Origin of the sequence: Bradyrhizobium sp. SZCCHNRI20481 (genome assembly GCF_032485055.1) — a bacterium.
GTDB lineage: Bacteria > Pseudomonadota > Alphaproteobacteria > Rhizobiales > Xanthobacteraceae > Bradyrhizobium.
Genome location: NZ_JAUEUE010000002.1, coordinates 342833 through 358630, shown reverse-complemented (window position 1 = coordinate 358630; position 15798 = coordinate 342833). Strand labels below are relative to the sequence as shown.

The 15798-nt window shown below is 64.4% G+C and carries 12 protein-coding genes; 6 read left to right on the top strand and 6 right to left on the bottom strand.

Going from position 1 to position 15798, the window contains the following annotated elements:
* Positions 1-6: 6 nt before the first annotated feature.
* Positions 7-1401: an efflux RND transporter periplasmic adaptor subunit gene (locus QX132_RS04105; RefSeq protein ID WP_315797451.1), complete on the bottom strand. Its 1395-nt coding sequence runs from the start codon at positions 1399-1401 to the stop codon at positions 7-9.
* Positions 1391-2845 carry an efflux transporter outer membrane subunit gene (locus QX132_RS04100; protein ID WP_315757532.1) on the bottom strand — a complete coding sequence of 485 codons (1455 nt, stop codon included), beginning with the start codon at positions 2843-2845 and terminating at the stop codon, positions 1391-1393. The genes QX132_RS04105 and QX132_RS04100 overlap by 11 nt, the downstream gene beginning before the upstream one ends.
* Before the next feature lie 367 nt (positions 2846-3212).
* Between QX132_RS04100 and QX132_RS04095 the strand changes: the two genes are divergently transcribed.
* From QX132_RS04095 to QX132_RS04080, 4 genes are all read left to right on the top strand, one after another.
* The gene (locus QX132_RS04095) at positions 3213-4526 is read left to right on the top strand and encodes an NAD(P)/FAD-dependent oxidoreductase (RefSeq protein ID WP_316160160.1); all 1314 of its coding nucleotides are present in this window, start codon (positions 3213-3215) and stop codon (positions 4524-4526) included.
* 7 nt (positions 4527-4533) lie between these two features.
* Positions 4534-5379: a DUF1365 domain-containing protein gene (locus QX132_RS04090; RefSeq protein ID WP_316160158.1), complete on the top strand. Its 846-nt coding sequence runs from the start codon at positions 4534-4536 to the stop codon at positions 5377-5379.
* Between the two features lie 110 nt (positions 5380-5489).
* A complete protein-coding gene (locus QX132_RS04085; RefSeq protein ID WP_316160156.1) occupies positions 5490-6722 on the top strand; it encodes a cyclopropane-fatty-acyl-phospholipid synthase family protein in 1233 nt (410 codons plus the stop codon).
* Between the two features lie 81 nt (positions 6723-6803).
* The gene (locus QX132_RS04080) at positions 6804-7838 is read left to right on the top strand and encodes a cysteine synthase A (protein WP_316160155.1); all 1035 of its coding nucleotides are present in this window, start codon (positions 6804-6806) and stop codon (positions 7836-7838) included.
* A gap of 71 nt (positions 7839-7909) precedes the next feature.
* On the opposite strand, the gene QX132_RS04075 is transcribed toward QX132_RS04080, so the two are convergent.
* The 4 genes from QX132_RS04075 to QX132_RS04060 are packed head-to-tail and all read right to left on the bottom strand — an operon-like array spanning position 7910 to position 12443.
* A complete protein-coding gene (locus QX132_RS04075) occupies positions 7910-8653 on the bottom strand; it encodes an amino acid ABC transporter ATP-binding protein (protein WP_315711850.1) in 744 nt (247 codons plus the stop codon).
* Between the two features lie 22 nt (positions 8654-8675).
* Entirely contained in the window at positions 8676-10196 is a 1521-nt protein-coding gene (locus QX132_RS04070) for an amino acid ABC transporter permease (protein ID WP_316160154.1), read from the bottom strand.
* A complete protein-coding gene (locus tag QX132_RS04065) occupies positions 10193-11398 on the bottom strand; it encodes an amino acid ABC transporter permease (protein ID WP_315738049.1) in 1206 nt (401 codons plus the stop codon). The genes QX132_RS04070 and QX132_RS04065 overlap by 4 nt, the downstream gene beginning before the upstream one ends.
* 28 nt (positions 11399-11426) lie before the next feature.
* Positions 11427-12443, bottom strand: coding sequence for an amino acid ABC transporter substrate-binding protein (locus QX132_RS04060; protein ID WP_315738050.1), 1017 nt, complete (start codon positions 12441-12443; stop codon positions 11427-11429).
* A gap of 315 nt (positions 12444-12758) precedes the next feature.
* Here QX132_RS04060 and metC point away from each other — a divergent pair, with 315 nt between their 5' ends.
* Positions 12759-13952, top strand: coding sequence for a cystathionine beta-lyase (metC, locus tag QX132_RS04055; protein ID WP_316160152.1), 1194 nt, complete (start codon positions 12759-12761; stop codon positions 13950-13952).
* 120 nt (positions 13953-14072) lie between these two features.
* On the top strand, positions 14073-15767 hold the full coding sequence (locus tag QX132_RS04050; protein WP_315774832.1) for a Na/Pi cotransporter family protein: 1695 nt from the start codon (positions 14073-14075) through the stop codon (positions 15765-15767).
* Positions 15768-15798: the final 31 nt, after the last annotated feature.

Here is a 15798-nt window from a genome sequence, read left to right as displayed (position 1 = left end):
GTTGCGTCATGGCTGTGCCTTCGCGCCGCGACCTGCCTCACTCCCTCCCTGGGGTGCTGCACCGCCGGCGTCGGTCTGCCCCCCAGCCTCAGGCCTGCGGCGCCGCTCGCCGTCCTTCGGCGCGCCTTCGGGTGGCGCTCCGCCCTCCTTCGCCTGCTCTTTTCCTTGCGGATTGCGGCTGCGCTTGCGCGGCGCCAGATCGGCCTGCGGCGTCTGCTCGGCGCGTCCGACCACGACTTTGACACCGTCGGCCAGATTGGCAAAGCCGGTCGTCACCACGCGGTCCGACGGGCTCAAGCCGCTGGCGATCACGGCCTCGCTCTCGTTCTGCTGCACGACCGTCACCGGATGCGCCGAGGCGATGTCGCCCTCGCCGATCACGTAGCTGAACGTGCCTGCCGGCCCGCGCTGCACGGCCGAGGTCGGCACCGTGATCGCCTGCGACAAGGTCTCGACCTTGAGGCGGACATTGACGAACTGTCCGGGCCAGAGCTGGAATTTGCCGTTGGGGAATTCTGCTTTCAGTTTCAGCGTGCCCGTCGTCTGATCGACCTGGTTGTCGATACCCCGCAACGTGCCGGTGTCGATGACGGTGACGCCGTCATTGCCGAACACGTCGACAGCGAGCGGCCCCTTGGCAGCGGCCGCATTGACGCGCATGATCTGCTGCTGCGGCAGGCTGAACTGCACCGCAATCGGCTGAAGCTGCGTGATGACGACGAGACCGGTCGCGTCGGATGCATGGACGATGTTGCCCTGGTCGACCTGGCGCAGGCCGGCGCGGCCGGAGAGCGGCGCCACGATCTTGGTGTAGCTCAAGGTCGTCGCCGCATTATCGATCGCGGCCTGATCCGCCTTGATCAGCGCCTGCTGCTGCGCCACCACCGCGCGCTGCGTGTCGGCCTGCTGCTTGGAGCCGGCATTGCTGGCGGCCAGCTGCTCGTAGCGGGCGAGGTCGAGCTTCTGGTTGGCGAGCTGCGCCTCGTCCTGCGCCTTCTTGGCGACGGCCTGGTCGTACTGCGCCTGGTAGATCGCCGGATCGATCTCGGCGAGCACGTCGCCCTTCTTGACGTCCTGCCCCTCGACGAAATTGACGGCGATCAGCTTGCCGTCGACCTGGGAGCGCACCGTGACGGTGTTGAGCGCGCGCACCGCGCCGACGCCGTCGAGATAGACCGGCACGTCCTTGATGACAGGCGAGGCGGCCAGGACCGGAACCGGAAGGTCGGGCCGCGCGAAGCGGTTGTTGGCCTGCTGCTTCTGCTGCATCGCCGACCAGCCGATATAGCCGAGGCCGCCCAGGATCAGCAGCGTGATCGTGATCGACACCAGCCGCCGTGCCACGCTGGACCGCGCGCGCTTCACTGCCGCTGCTCCCTTCTCGTCCGGTTTAAAGAGCATCGGCCGACTTCTCCATGCGCGGCTCCCAGCCGCCGCCGAGCGCCTGATAGAGGCTCACGAACGCCTGCAGGCGCGCCAGTTGCGCCTGCCATAGCGCGTCCTCGGCCTGGAACAGCGTCAATTGCGTATTCAAGACTGTCACGATGTCGGCAGTTCCCGCGCGCAGTTGCTGCTCGGAGAGCTGGAAGGCGCGGCGGGAGGCGGCAACGACTTCTCGCTGCAATTGCAACTTGATCGTGGTCTGCTTGATCGAGAACAGCGCATTGTTGACGTCGGTGAAAGACTGGATGACCGTCTTGCGGTAGGTTTGCAGCAGCTCGTCCTGCCGCGCCTTGGCGTTCTCGAAATTGCCCAGGATTCTGCCACCATCGAAGATCGGCTGGGTCAGGCTGCCGGCGAGGCTGAAGAACGCCGCATGCGGCTGAAACAGCGACACCAGTGCTGCGCTCTGGTAGCCGCCATTGCCGGTCAGCTGGATGCTGGGAAAGAACTGGGCCCGCGCGCTGCCGACATTGGCGGTGGCCGACGCCAGCTGCGCTTCCTGACGGCGGATGTCCGGCCGTTGCGTCAAGAGTTCGGACGGCAGCCCGGGCGTGACCCGCGGCGTCCTGATCCGGTCGAGCGAGCCGCCGGCAATGCGAATGCCCTCGGGCGATCGCGCGACCAGCACGGCCAGCGCGTTGACGTTCTGATCGAGCGTCTGGCGCAGCGGCGGCACCGCCGCCTTCTGGTTGGCGAGCACGCTCTCCTGCTGCGCGACGTCGAGATCATTGCCGGTGCCTGCCTTCTGCCGTTCGCGGATGGCATCGAGCACACGCGTGGCGCTGGCGATGTTGCGCTCGGCGGTCCTAATCCGATCCTGCGCGGCCAGCACCTGGAAATAGGCATTGGCGACGGTGGCGAGCGTCGTCAACTGCGTGACGTCGCGGTCGAAGCGGTTGGCCACCGCGGTTTCCTCGGCCGCCTGCAGCGCGTCGCGATTCTGGCCGAAGAAGTCGAGCTGGTAGCTCGCAGAGAGCGAGGCTTGGTAATTGACGACCTCGCGGCCGCCATTGGTGAGCCCGCTGGAGCTCGACCCGGACGTGCGCGAATAGGTCTCCTGCCCCGTGCTCGACAGGCTTGGCAGCAGCGCCGCGCCGGCCTGCCGCGCCAGCGCATCGGCCTGCCGGAACCTTGCCACAGCAGCGGCAATATCAAGGTTGACGCTCTGCGCCTCCTCCATCAGCTGGGTCAGCTCGCGTGATCCGAAGCCGCGCCACCAATCCAGCGGCGGCGGCGCCGCCATATCGGAACCGGACGCCGCCTTGTAGCGCTGGGGCAAGTCGAGGGCCGGATCGGGAATATCCTGGGTCAGCAGGCAGCCGGCCGAGTTCGCCGCCAATCCGATCGCCGCCAGCCAGTGGACAAATCGCCGCAGGGCAGCCGGCACACGGCGCTCCCGCATCCCGGCGACGATCCGCGGGTCAGCGGACGCGCGGCAAGGCTCGTCGACGGCGATCGGCACGATGGACACTGGCGTGATGCTTCCCTGTAGTCTTGGGAATCATTCTAGCCGCAGCCCACGGCGCCGGACAGCCCTGCAGCCCCCCGTCCCCCCAGCAGCGATGGTGCCGATAAAGTCCACCGAATCGACGAATCTCCCGTAAATCAGCGGAGTTTCGTGCAGGCACGGCCACGGGCCACGGGCTGCCGCCTTACCAAGATTTCATCTGTCGAATGCCGTTTTGGACGGGGTGTGACGCGGGGAGCGCGCCCGTGAAACCCTTTGGCGGCGACTCCGTAACTTGCACGTGAACTTCAGGGGGGCATTCATGCGAGTTGCGGTGGTCGGAACGGGTATTGCGGGTAACGCCGCGGCCTGGTCCCTGGCGAAGCGTTATCCGATCACCGTCTACGAGCGCGATCTCCGTCCGGGCGGCCACAGCCACACCGTGACGATCGACTATGACGGCGCTCCGGTCTCTGTCGACATCGGCTTCATCGTCTACAACGAGCTGAACTATCCTGAGCTCACCGCCTTGTTCGACCATCTGGGGGTCGAGACGGTCGACAGCAGCATGAGCTTTGCCGTCACCGCGGATGCCGGCCGCTTCGAATGGAAGGGGGGCGGCAACACCTGGCTCGACACCGCCAAGGGGCTGTTCGCGCAGCCGAGCAATCTGCTGTCGACATCCTATCTCTGGATGCTCAGGGACATCCTGACCTTCAACGAGCAGAGTACAGCCGACTTCAAGGCCGGGCGCCTGCATGGCCTTACGCTCCGGGATTATTTCCGGCGCAACCATTTCGCCCCGCGACTGCTCACCGACTATCTGGCGCCAATGGGTGCCGCGATCTGGTCAGCCCCGGCGTCCGAGATGCTGGACTTTCCGGCCGAGAACTTCGTCGCGTTCTTCAGCAATCACAGGTTGCTGCAATATGACCGTCCGGTCTGGCGCACCGTCAAGGGCGGCAGCCGCCGCTATGTGGAGAAGCTGACGTCGAGCTTCCGCAAGCATATCCAGCTCGGCAGCGCCGTGACCAGCATCGAACGCACTGCCCACGGCGTCGTCGTTCAGGACAGCAGCGGCCGTCGCGACACCTACGATCATGTCGTGATCGCCGCACACAGCGACCAGGCGTTGTCGATGCTCACCGATGCGGACGAGCGGGAGCGCAGCATCCTCGGGGCGATCAAATATTCGCCCAACACGATCTATCTGCACCGTGACAGCAGGCTGATGCCGAAGCGTCGCCGCGCCTGGGCTTCGTGGAATTTCCTGCGCTGGCAGCGTGAGGGCGTTCCCGTGAACGACGTCGCCGTCACCTATTGGATGAACAACCTCCAGGACATCGACAATGCCAAGCCGCTGTTCGTCAGCCTCAACCCACCCTTCGCTCCGGCTCCGGAGCTAACCTTTGGCAAGTATATCTGTGAGCACCCGCAATACACGGCTGCCGCCTTTGCGGCGCAGAAGCGTCTGGCAGCGATTCAGGGGCAGCGCCATACCTGGTTCTGTGGCGCCTGGACCGGCTATGGCTTTCATGAGGACGGGCTACGCTCGGGTCTCGCCGTGGCAGAGGCGCTCGGCGCGAACGTGCCGTGGCGCGGGCTTCCCACCGAGCTCGCCGAGGCTGCGGAATAGGCGCGATATGGACATGGATCACTCGGGACCAGATGACAGAACGGAAGCGGCCGCGCTCTATGTCGGACAGGTCATGCATGCCCGCATGCGCCCGACCACGCATCGCTTCCGCTATCGCGTGATGAGCCTGCTGATCGATCTCGGTCGGCTCGACCAGGCGGACCGGCAGGCTTCGCTGTTCGGGGTCAATCGGCGCGCGCTCTACAGCTTCCACGAGGCCGACCACGGTCCGGGCGACGGCTCGTCGCTACTGGCCTATGCGCAGACCTGTGCGGCGGATCAGGGGATCGATCTCAGCGGTGGGCGCGTGCTGCTGCTGTGCTATCCGCGGCTGCTCGGCTACGTGTTCAATCCGCTGTCGGTCTATTTCTGCTATCGCAGCGACGGCACCCTGGCGCTGATGATCTACGAGGTCCGCAACACCTTCGGCGAGATCAAGCCCTATGTGCTGCCGGTCAGGCCGGATGAGCTATCGGCAGCAGGGCTCCGCCAGGTGCAGGACAAGACCTTCTACGTCTCGCCCTTCATCGACATGGCGATGCGTTACCATTTCCGGGTCATGCCGCCGGGCGACAATGTCAAGCTGCGGATTCTCGAAACTGGGGCCGACGGCCCCCTGCTCGCCGCAACCTTCTCCGGCCGCCGTCGCACGCTGACCTCTGGCTCCCTGCTCGCCACCTTCGTCTCGCTCCCGCTGGTGACTGTCAAAATCTTTGCCGCGATCCATTGGGAGGCGCTGCGGCTGTGGGCCAAAGGCGTCCGCCTCGTCCCGCGCGGCGAAATCAGCGCAAGCCCTGGAACCAATACCGGCTTGGCGGGGAACGGCAGCCACGCTTATATTTCACGACGCTGACCGGAAACGGCCGGCGCGCTCTGCGTCCGTGATTCCCTGCCCGCACAGGTGCCACACCGGCCAGCCGACGGGGGACGTGGGCTCGAGCCGTTTGTGTGAATGGACCTGCCATGCCGAACGTCATCCCAGTCACCCCTGACACCATCGACAAGGTGCTTGCCGATCTTCCCCGCCTGCCCCGCCTTGCCCTCGGCTTCGGCTCGCGCTTGCGGAAAGGCACGCTCGACGTGACCCTGCCGGACGGACGGGTGATCCGGCTCGGCGGCGTTGAGCCCGGACCGGCCGCCGCAATGATCCTGGCCAATTACAGCTTCGCATCGCGCCTTCTCAATGGCGGCGACATCGGCATCGCCGAGGCCTATCTGAATGGCGACTGGGACACGCCGGACCTGACGCAGTTTCTCTATCTGTTCTGCGTCAACCAGCACCTGCTGCAGTCGATGCTGGAAGACAAGCCGCTGATCCGGTTTGCCCAGCTGGTCCGGCACTGGTTCAACCGCAACACCAAGCGTCAGGCAAAGCGCAACATCTACGCCCATTATGACATTGGGAATTCGTTCTACTCGGCGTGGCTCGATCCGAGCATGACCTACTCCTCGGCCCTGTTCGAGGAGGACACCACCGACCTCACCGCCGCGCAGACCAACAAGTACAAGCGGCTGGCCGAGGCGATCGATCTCAAGCCCGGGCAGAAGCTGCTCGAGATCGGCTGCGGCTGGGGCGGCTTTGCCGAATATGCCGCCAAGACGTTCGACGCCCAGGTCGTTGGGCTGACGATCAGCCAACAGCAGCGCGACTTCGCGCAGCGCCGCATCCACGAGGCCGGGCTCGCCGAGAAAGTCGAAATCCGCCTGCAGGATTACCGCGACGAGCGTGACCGCTACGATCGCATCGCCTCGATCGAGATGATCGAGGCGGTCGGCGAACAGTTCTGGCCGAAATATTTCTCGCAACTGCGAGACCGTCTGCTGCCGGGCGGATTGGCCGGTGTCCAGGCAATTACCATCCAGGACAGCCTGTTCCAGCACTACCGCCGCGAGGTCGACTTCATCCAACGCTACGTCTTCCCGGGAGGCATGTTGCCGACGCCGCAGATCCTGAAGTCGCTCGGCGACCGCTTTGGCATACCCGTCATCCGCGAGCGCATCTTCGGGGAAGATTATGCCAGGACGCTCGCGATCTGGCGAAAGAACTTCCGGGAGGCCTGGCCGGACCTCACGCCCGCAGGATTCGATGAGCGCTTCAGGCGGCTCTGGGAATATTATCTGTCCTACTGCGAAGCAGGTTTCCTCTCTGGGAACATCGATGTTCGCCAGGTCGTCTTTGCGAAATCAGGGGGCTGATCCGGCCGGCTTACGCTGCCCTGGATATCAGGCTAGGGTCCTCTTAAGTGTGCTCGAGGAAACTCCTACGGTATCTGCAAAATGACCATTCACAACGACGTCGTCGCGGCGATCGGCAACACGCCCCTGATCAAGCTCAATCGCGCCTCGGAGGCGACGGGCTGCACCATTCTCGGCAAGGCCGAGTTCATGAACCCGGGCCAGTCGGTCAAGGACCGTGCCGGCAAGTGGATGATCCTGGAGGCCGAGAGGCGCGGCGATCTCAAGCCCGGCGGCCTCGTGGTGGAGGCCACAGCCGGCAACACCGGCATCGGTCTGGCCGTGGTCGCCAGCGCGCGCGGCTATCGCACGCTGATCGTGATCCCGGAGACGCAGAGCCAGGAAAAGAAGGACATGCTGCGGCTGTGCGGTGCGGAGCTGGTCGAGGTGCCGGCGTTGCCGTTCAGCAATCCCAACAACTATCAGCATGTCGGGCGCAGGCTCGCCGACGAACTGCGCAAGACCGAGCCGAACGGCGTGCTGTTCGCCGATCAGTGGAACAACCTCGACAACGCCAAGGCGCATTATGAGTCCACGGGACCCGAGATCTGGGAGCAGACCGGCGGCAAGGTCGACGGCTTCATCTGCGCGGTCGGCACCGGCGGCACGATCGCCGGCACGAGCCGCTATTTGAAGGACAGAAACAAGAATATCGTCACCGCCTGCGCCGACCCGCACGGCTTCGCGATGTACGAATGGTTCAAGAACGGCGTCGTCAAATCGACGCCCGGCGATTCCATCACCGAAGGCATCGGCATCGGTCGTATGACGCCCGTGATCGAGACCGCCAAGGTCGACGACGCGTTCCTGGTGTCCGACGAGGACGCCGTCAACACGATCTACGACCTCGTACAGCATGAAGGCTTATGCCTGGGCGGCTCGACCGGCGTCAACGTCGCTGGCGCGGTGCAACTCGCGCGGAAGCTCGGCCGCGGCCACACCATCGTGACCATCCTGTGCGACTCGGGCACGCGCTATCAGTCGAAGCTGTACAATCCCGAATTCATGCGTTCGAAGAACCTGCCGGTGCCGGCCTGGCTGGAGCGGCGCAGCGGCATCAAGCCGCCTTTCGTTTGAGGGCGAGTAGCGAGTAGCGAGTAGAACTTTTCGCCCTATTCGCTATTCGCAAGTCCCTATTCGCTTCCTCATCAATGCCGCAAAATCTGGCTCAGGAACAGCTTGCTGCGCGCATGCTGCGGGTTGGCGAAGAATTCCTGCGGCGTGTTCGATTCGATGATCTGGCCGGCGTCCATGAACACGACGCGGTTGGCGACCTCGCGCGCGAAGCCCATCTCGTGGGTCACGACCAGCATGGTCATGCCCTCCTTGGCGAGATCGACCATGGTGTCGAGCACCTCCTTCACCATCTCCGGATCGAGCGCCGATGTCGGCTCGTCGAACAGCATGACCTTCGGGTTCATCGCCAGCGCGCGCGCGATGGCGACGCGCTGCTGCTGACCGCCCGACATCTGGCCCGGGTATTTCTGCGCCTGATGCGGGATCTTGACCCGCTCCAGGAACTTCATCGCAGTCGCCTCGGCTTCCTTCTGGGGGATGTTGCGCACCCAGATCGGCGCCAGGGTACAGTTCTCCAGCACGGTCAGGTGCGGAAACAGGTTGAAGCTCTGGAACACCATGCCGACCTCGCGGCGGACCTCGTCGACGCGCTTGAGGTTGGGCCCGAGATCGATGCCGTCGACATTGATCTCGCCCTCCTGGAATTCCTCGAGCGCGTTGATGCAGCGGATCAGGGTCGACTTGCCCGAGCCCGAGGGCCCGCAGATCACGATGCGCTCACCCTTCCCGACGGAGAGGTTGATGTCGCGCAGGACGTGGAATTCGCCGTACCATTTGTTGAGGGCGGAAATGCTGACGATCGAATTTGCAGTCATGGGTCTCTCGATGATCTCTGGCTCAATGGCGCCGGTGCGCGTTGACGCGGCGCTCGACCAGCATGGAGTAGCGTGACATGCCGAAGCAGAAGGCGAAGTAGATCAGCCCGGTGAAGGCAAAGCCGGTGAAGGCCGTGGTCGGCGTCGCCCATACCGGATCGGCAAACGAGGCCTTGAGGCTGCCGAGCAGGTCGAACAGCGCCACGATCGATACCAGCGAGGTGTCCTTGAACAGCGAGATGAAGCTGTTGACGATGCCGGGGATGACGTGGCGCAATGCCTGCGGCAGCACGATGAAGCTGGTCGTCTTCCACCAGGACAGCCCGAGCGCGCTCGATGCCTCCGCCTGACCACGCGGTATGGCCTGCAGGCCGCCACGGATGACCTCGGCCATGTAGGCGCCCGAGAACAGCGCGACGCCGATCAGCGCCCGAACCAGGCCGTCGACCCTGACATTGCCGGGCAGGAACAGCGGCAGCATGTAGGTGGCGAAGAACAGCACCGTGATCAGCGGCACGCCGCGAACCAGTTCGATGAAGGCAATCGAAAAGATGCGGATCAATGGAACGGTCGAACGGCGGCCGAGCGCAAGCGCAATGCCGATCGGCATCGACGCGACGATGCCGATCACCGAGACGACCAGCGTCACCAGCATTCCGCCCCACAGCCTTGTATCGACGATGGGAAGGCCGCCGCGATCGAGGCCCATGATCGCAATGACGATGGCGATGCCGGCGAAGGCCGCGGCCGTGGCGATCACGCTGCGCAGCGCCCTGCTCCCGCCACCGACGATGAAGACCAGCGCGGTGACAATGATCGCGGAGAGCACGAGATCATTCCACACGGGCTGGTGAGATTGCTGCAGCTCATTGCGGATCCAGACCAGCGGCCAGATCACGAGCGATGCAAGCGTACCGATCAGCACGACCAGCTTGCCGAGCAGCCACAGCAGCATGCCGACCACCGGCAAATTGTCGCCGGCGCGAACCAGCGCGTTACCGGCCGTATCGATGCTCTCGACGAACAGCTGGAGCGCGCCTGTGGTCCAGCTCACGCCGAAGCTCTCCAGCCCACCGCCATAGAGCAGGAAGAATGCGACCACCGGAAGCGCGAAGAAGAACAGGCCCGCGTTCAATCCTTTGGCCGGCAGGCGCGGGATCAGCAGCGGCGCCAGCAGCACCACCGCGAGCCCGTAGGTCAGATTGACCCGCCACCGGTCGGCCTCCGGATAGAAGCCGTACATGAACTGGCCGAACTTCGCCGAAATGTAGGGCCAACAGGCGCCGACCGGATGGCCCGCGTTCTGCGCCAGACAAGCTTCGCGGTCCTTGCCGACCCACACCGCGTCGACCAGCAGGAACTTGACCGCCGGGATCACGGTGAACCAGATCAACAGCGCGCTCACCAGGGTGAGCAGGATATTGGTCGGCGAGTTCAACAGCCTCGTGCGGACGAAGCCGACGAACCCCGTCGTCTTGATGGGCGCCGGACGTTCTCCGGCCATGTCCTGACGGATGAAGGTTGAGGCCGTGATGTCGGTCATGCGCCAAGTCTCTTCCCAAGCCGCCAGCTGTAGAAGCTCATCATCGCGCTGGTGATCAGCGACAGCGCCAGATAGACGCCCATCGTGATTCCGATGATCTCGATGGCCTGACCCGTCTGGCTCATCGTCGTGCCCGCGAACACCGAAACGAGATCGGGATAACCGATGGCGACCGCGAGCGAGGAGTTCTTGGTCAGGTTCAAATACTGGTTCGTCAGCGGCGGCAGGATGACGCGGAGCGCCTGCGGCACGACGATCAGGCGCAGCACGGTGCCGCGGCTCAGTCCGAGCGAGAGCCCCGCTTCCATCTGCCCCTTGTGGACGGAGAGGATGCCGGCACGCACCACCTCGGCGATGAACGACGCCGTGTACATGGTCAGCGCCAGGGTCAGCGCGACGAGCTCGGGAATGATGCGCGAACCGCCGGCGAAGTTGAATCCCTTGAGCGCCGGCACCTCGAACGAAATCGGCACGCCGAACACGAGCGTTGCAATCAGCGGCAGGCCGATCAGCAGCCCCAGCACGTAGGGCCAGATCCGCATCGCATGGCCGCGTACGAACAGCTCTCGCCGCGCGTAATAGTGCAGACCGGCCGAGCCGACGATCGCGGCACCGAGCGCGACCAGGAACGGCATCAGGCCGGGCTCCTCGATCGGTCGCGGAACGATGAAGCCACGATTGTTGAGAAAGAACGTCGAGAAAAGAGAGATGCTCTGTCGCGGTCCGGGCAGAGCCGCCAACACCGCAAGATACCAGAACAGGATCTGGAACAGGAGCGGCAGGTTGCGGATCAGCTCGACATAGGCGCCGGAGACACGCGACAGCAGCACATTCGGTGATAGCCGGCCTAGAGCGACCAGGAAGCCCAGGATGGTCGCCAGCACGATGCCGATGACCGAGACCAGCAGGGTGTTCAGCACGCCGACGATCAGCACGCGGCTGTAGCTGTCGGAGCCGGAGTAGCTGATCAGGGTCTGGTTGACGTCGAAGCCGGCCGTGTTGTTGAGAAAGCCGAATCCCGACGTGATACGTTGGGCTGCGAGGTTGCTGCGTGCGTTGGCCACGATCTCGTAGCCAACCCACACCAGGACTGCGACGAACAGGATCTGCAGGATGATGCCGTTCCATCCTGCCTTTCCTCCGAGCATGCGCTTCAGCCGAAGCCCATATTGCGGAGGCGGTAGCCTCGCTTCGATGCTCATTCGCCGCAGCCCCGATCTCGTGCAGCGATCAGCGGATCGGCGGCGCGTACTGCAGACCGCCCTTGTTCCAGAGCTGGTTCAGACCGCGCGCAATCTGCAGCTTGGACCCTGCGCCGACGTTGCGGTCATACATCTCGCCGTAATTCCCGACCGCTTTCACGATGCGCGAGAACCAGTCCTTGGTGAGGCCGAGCTGCTCGCCGAGATTGCCATCGGTGCCGAAGGCGCGCTTGAACTCGGGCTTGTCCGACTTGGCCATCTCGTCGACGTTCGCCTGCGTCACGCCGAGCTCCTCGGCGGTGACCAGCCCGAACAACGTCCACTTGACGATGTCGAACCACTGATCGTCACCGTGACGCACCATCGGGCCCAGCGGCTCCTTCGAGATCACTTCCGGCAGCACGACGTGATCGGCCGGATTGGACAGCTTCAGCCTCTCGGCGTAGAGGCCCGAGACGTCGGTGGTAAACACGTCGCAGCGGCCGGATTCATAGGCCTTCACAGTCTCGTCGGCGCCGGCGAACGCGATCACCTCGTACTTCATCTTGTTGGCCTTGAAGTAGTCGGCGAGGTTCTGCTCGGTGGTCGTGCCGGTCTGCACGCATACCGAAGCGCTGTTGAGCTCGAGCGCCGAATTGACCTTGAGGGCCTTCTTCACCATGAAGCCCTGGCCGTCATAATAGGTCACGCCGGCGAAATTGGCGCCCAGCGAGGTGTCCCGCGACAGGGTCCAGGTGGTGTTACGCGACAGCACGTCCACTTCGCCCGACTGCAGTGCGGTAAAGCGGTCCTTGGCGGACAGCGGGACGAACTTCACCTTGGTCGGATCATTGAAGATTGCGGCGGCGATGGCGCGGCAGACGTCGACGTCGATCCCGGTCCAGTTGCCCTTGTCGTCGGGCGACGAGAAACCAGGGAGGCCCTGGCTGACGCCGCAGGCGAGCATGCCACGATCCTTGACGGTCTTGAGCGTTTCGGCCTGGGCGCCGACGCTCGCCAGCACCGGGGCGAGAGCAAGAGTGAGAGCCAGAGTGACGCGTTTCATAAATACAGCCTTTCGCGGTCGTCCTTGGGGAGCGATGAAGTCTCAGCGCGCAGGGGGGCCCGACCTGAATCCGCGTTGCAAACGCCATACCAAGAATATGGCGTACACCATGCACGACGAAGCCGTGCAGGCGAGATGAAGCGGAAATCGCGGCAAGCCCCTCAACGTGCAGCGATCGAATTGCGCCGGCATCACAGAACGACTGGCGGTCCGGGTCAAGGGGTTGACGGGCCTGTTCTGCATTCTGTTATTAACGACCGCAGTGCTGCCCGATTTCGAGCTATCCCGGCAGGTTAAGAGAGAAAAGACACGCGAATGGCATCATCGAATGACCCCGCTGCGGCGGTGCGACAAAACGTCGAAACACGGCTGATCACGGCGGGGCGGGATACGAAGGCGCAGCACGGATTCGTGAATCCCCCCGTCGTTCATGGTTCGACGGTTCTGTATCCAACCGCCGAGGACCTGCACGCACACCGCGGCGAATTCCAGTATGGCCGCCACGGCACGCCGACGACGAAGGCCCTGCAGCAGGTCCTGATGGCGCTGGAGGGACCGCAATGCGCCGGCGTCGGCATCGCACCATCCGGCCTTGGGGCAATCTCGACCACGCTGCTGTCGGTGCTCAAGGCCGGCGACCACGTGCTGGTGTGCGACAGCATCTATCGTCCGACCCGCAATTTCTGCAACGGCATGCTGGCACGCTACGGCGTCGAGACGACCTATTTCGACCCATTGATCGGCCCAGGAATTGAGCAACTGCTCAAACCAAATACACGCGCGGTGGTTGTCGAGGCGCCCGGCTCGCAGTCGTTCGAAATGCCGGACATCCCCGCCATTGCCGCGGTCGCACATGCGCAGGGCGCACTGGTCATCGACGACAACACCTGGGCGACGCCGCTCTACCACCGCTCCCTCGACCAGGGCGTCGACATCAGCATGCAGGCGGCCACCAAATATATCGGCGGCCACTCCGACATCATGTTCGGCACGATTTCGGCCAATGCGAAGGCGTGGCCGCTGATCGCCGAGGGCATTCGCCTGCTCGGCGTCTGCGCCGGCCCGGACGACGTGTTCCTCGCCCTGCGCGGGGTGCGGACGCTGGGCGTGCGCCTGGCGCAGCACCATCGCTCGGGGCTGGAAATGGCCCGCTGGCTCGCCGCGCGTCCCGAGGTGATCGAGGTGCTGCATCCCGCGCTGGAGAGCCATCCGGGGCATGCGATCTGGAAGCGGGACTTCACCGGCGCCTCCGGCCTGTTCAGCATCGTGCTGCAACCAAAGCCACAAGCCGCGGTCGATGCGATGCTCGACACGCTGACGCTGTTCGGAATGGGCTATTCCTGGGGCGGCTTCGAGAGCCTTGCGATTCCGTTCGACTGCGCGAGCTACCGCACGGCCACCACCTGGGCGCCGGGGGGGCCCACGCTGCGTCTGCATATCGGCCTGGAGAACGTGGAGGATCTCAAGGAGGATCTCGACCGAGGCTTTGCGGCCTTCAACGGGGCTTAAGCACGCTCGCAGCCAGCGGAGCGCCGCGCGATCGGGCAGCCGGGGCCGACAAATTGGCGTTGATGTCCCGCCGATTGGGGGTAGCCTGCGCGGCAAGGAAAGCTCGAACGAACGGAAATCATGGTTCTGCTCGATCTGATGGGCGGCGTGGCGTTGCTGCTGTGGGGCCTTCACATGGTCCACAGCGGCATTCTCCGCGCCTTCGGCCCGGATCTCCGGCTGCTACTGTCGCGGGCGCTGCGCAACCGCTTCAGCGCCCTCGCTGCCGGCCTCGGTCTGACCGCTCTGCTCCAGAGCAGCACGGCGACCGCGCTGATCACGACCTCCTTCGCAGCGGAAGGCCTGGTCGGCCTGATCCCGGCGCTCGCGATCATGCTCGGCGCCAATATCGGCACCACGCTGATCGTCCAGGTGCTCTCGTTCAACGTGGCTGCGGTCGCCCCCATCCTGTTCGTGCTCGGCCTGGTGGCGTTCCGCAGTGGGCCGCGATCGCGCATCAAGGATCTCGGCCGGGTAGCAATCGGCCTCGGCCTGATGCTGCTGTCGCTGCATATTCTGATCGATACGTTGGCACCCGCCGAAGAAGCGCCGGCGATGCGCGTGTTCATGCAGGCGATCACGGCCGATGTCACGCTGTGCATCATCTTCGGTGCGCTCGTCACCTGGGTCGTGCACTCCAGCGTCGCCAGCGTGCTGCTGGTGATGTCGCTGGCCTATGCGCATTTCGTTACGGCCGATGCGGCGCTGGCGCTCGTGCTCGGGGCCAATCTCGGCAGCGCCGTCAACCCGGTGTTCGAGGGCGCGCACCGCGACAATCCCGCGAGCTATCGCCTGCCCGTCGGCAATCTCCTCAACCGCATCATCGGCGTCGCGCTGATCACACCCTTCCTGCATCCGCTCGCCAATTTGCTGCAATCGTGGCAACCGGATCTGTCGAAGCTGACAGCGCAGTTCCACATGGCGTTCAATCTCGGCACGGCCGTGGTCTTCATCGGCCTGCTGGGCGGCATGGAGAAGTTGCTCACGCGACTGTTTCCGGACCGCCCAGCCGAGGTCGATCCGGCGAAGCCGCGCTATCTCGACGAGACCGCGCTGGAAACCCCGTCGCTTGCGCTTGCGGACGCGGCGCGCGAGGCGCTGCGCATGGGCGATCTGGTCGAGACCATGTTGCGCAACGTCATGACCGCGATGATGACCAACGACCGTGGCCTCGTGGATCAGGTGTCACGCGCGGACAACGTCGTCGACCGGCTCGACGAGGCCATCAAGCTCTACATCACCAAGCTGACGCGCGGCAGCCTGGACGAGCGCGAGGGCAAGCGCGCGATGGAGATCATCTCCTTCGCGATCAACCTCGAGCATATCGGCGACATCATCGACAAGAACCTGAGCGAGCTCGCGACCAAGAAGATCAAACGCAGGTTCCAGTTCTCCGCTGAGGGCGCCGACGAGCTGCAGGCCTTTCATCGCCAGATCATGGAGGCGCTCCGCATCGCGTTCGGCATCTTCATGTCCGGCGATGCGCAGCAAGCCCACCAACTGCTCGATCAGAAAGCCGAGCTCCGCAACGCCGAACTCGGCGCGACCGAGCGGCACCTCGAACGTCTGCGCGAGGGCCGCTCGGAGACGCTGGAAACCACCTCGCTGCATCTCGACGTGCTGCGCGATCTCAGGCGTATCCACTCGCACATCTGCTCGGTCGCCTATCCCGTGCTCGACGCGGCCGGCGAGGTCGCGACCCGCCGCAGCGAAGCAGTCGAGAGCGCAGAGACCGCCGCCCTGCCCGCATCGTCGGCCCAGCCATTGCCGCGTTGAGTCTTGCGCGTCCTATCAGTGAAACTACTCT

Bases quoted from the DNA above. Each gene is read 5' to 3' on its own strand.
- QX132_RS04070 (WP_316160154.1), bottom strand. From the start codon at position 10,196: ATGACCGACATCACGGCCTCAACCTTCATCCGTCAGGACATGGCCGGA.
- QX132_RS04095 (WP_316160160.1), top strand. From the start codon at position 3,213: ATGCGAGTTGCGGTGGTCGGAACGGGTATTGCGGGTAACGCCGCGGCC.
- QX132_RS04075 (WP_315711850.1), bottom strand. From the start codon at position 8,653: ATGACTGCAAATTCGATCGTCAGCATTTCCGCCCTCAACAAATGGTAC.
- metC (WP_316160152.1), top strand. From the start codon at position 12,759: ATGGCATCATCGAATGACCCCGCTGCGGCGGTGCGACAAAACGTCGAA.
- QX132_RS04085 (WP_316160156.1), top strand. From the start codon at position 5,490: ATGCCGAACGTCATCCCAGTCACCCCTGACACCATCGACAAGGTGCTT.
- QX132_RS04100 (WP_315757532.1), bottom strand. From the start codon at position 2,845: ATGCGGGAGCGCCGTGTGCCGGCTGCCCTGCGGCGATTTGTCCACTGG.
- QX132_RS04065 (WP_315738049.1), bottom strand. From the start codon at position 11,398: ATGAGCATCGAAGCGAGGCTACCGCCTCCGCAATATGGGCTTCGGCTG.
- QX132_RS04080 (WP_316160155.1), top strand. From the start codon at position 6,804: ATGACCATTCACAACGACGTCGTCGCGGCGATCGGCAACACGCCCCTG.
- QX132_RS04060 (WP_315738050.1), bottom strand. From the start codon at position 12,443: ATGAAACGCGTCACTCTGGCTCTCACTCTTGCTCTCGCCCCGGTGCTG.
- QX132_RS04050 (WP_315774832.1), top strand. From the start codon at position 14,073: ATGGTTCTGCTCGATCTGATGGGCGGCGTGGCGTTGCTGCTGTGGGGC.
- QX132_RS04105 (WP_315797451.1), bottom strand. From the start codon at position 1,401: ATGCTCTTTAAACCGGACGAGAAGGGAGCAGCGGCAGTGAAGCGCGCG.
- QX132_RS04090 (WP_316160158.1), top strand. From the start codon at position 4,534: ATGGACATGGATCACTCGGGACCAGATGACAGAACGGAAGCGGCCGCG.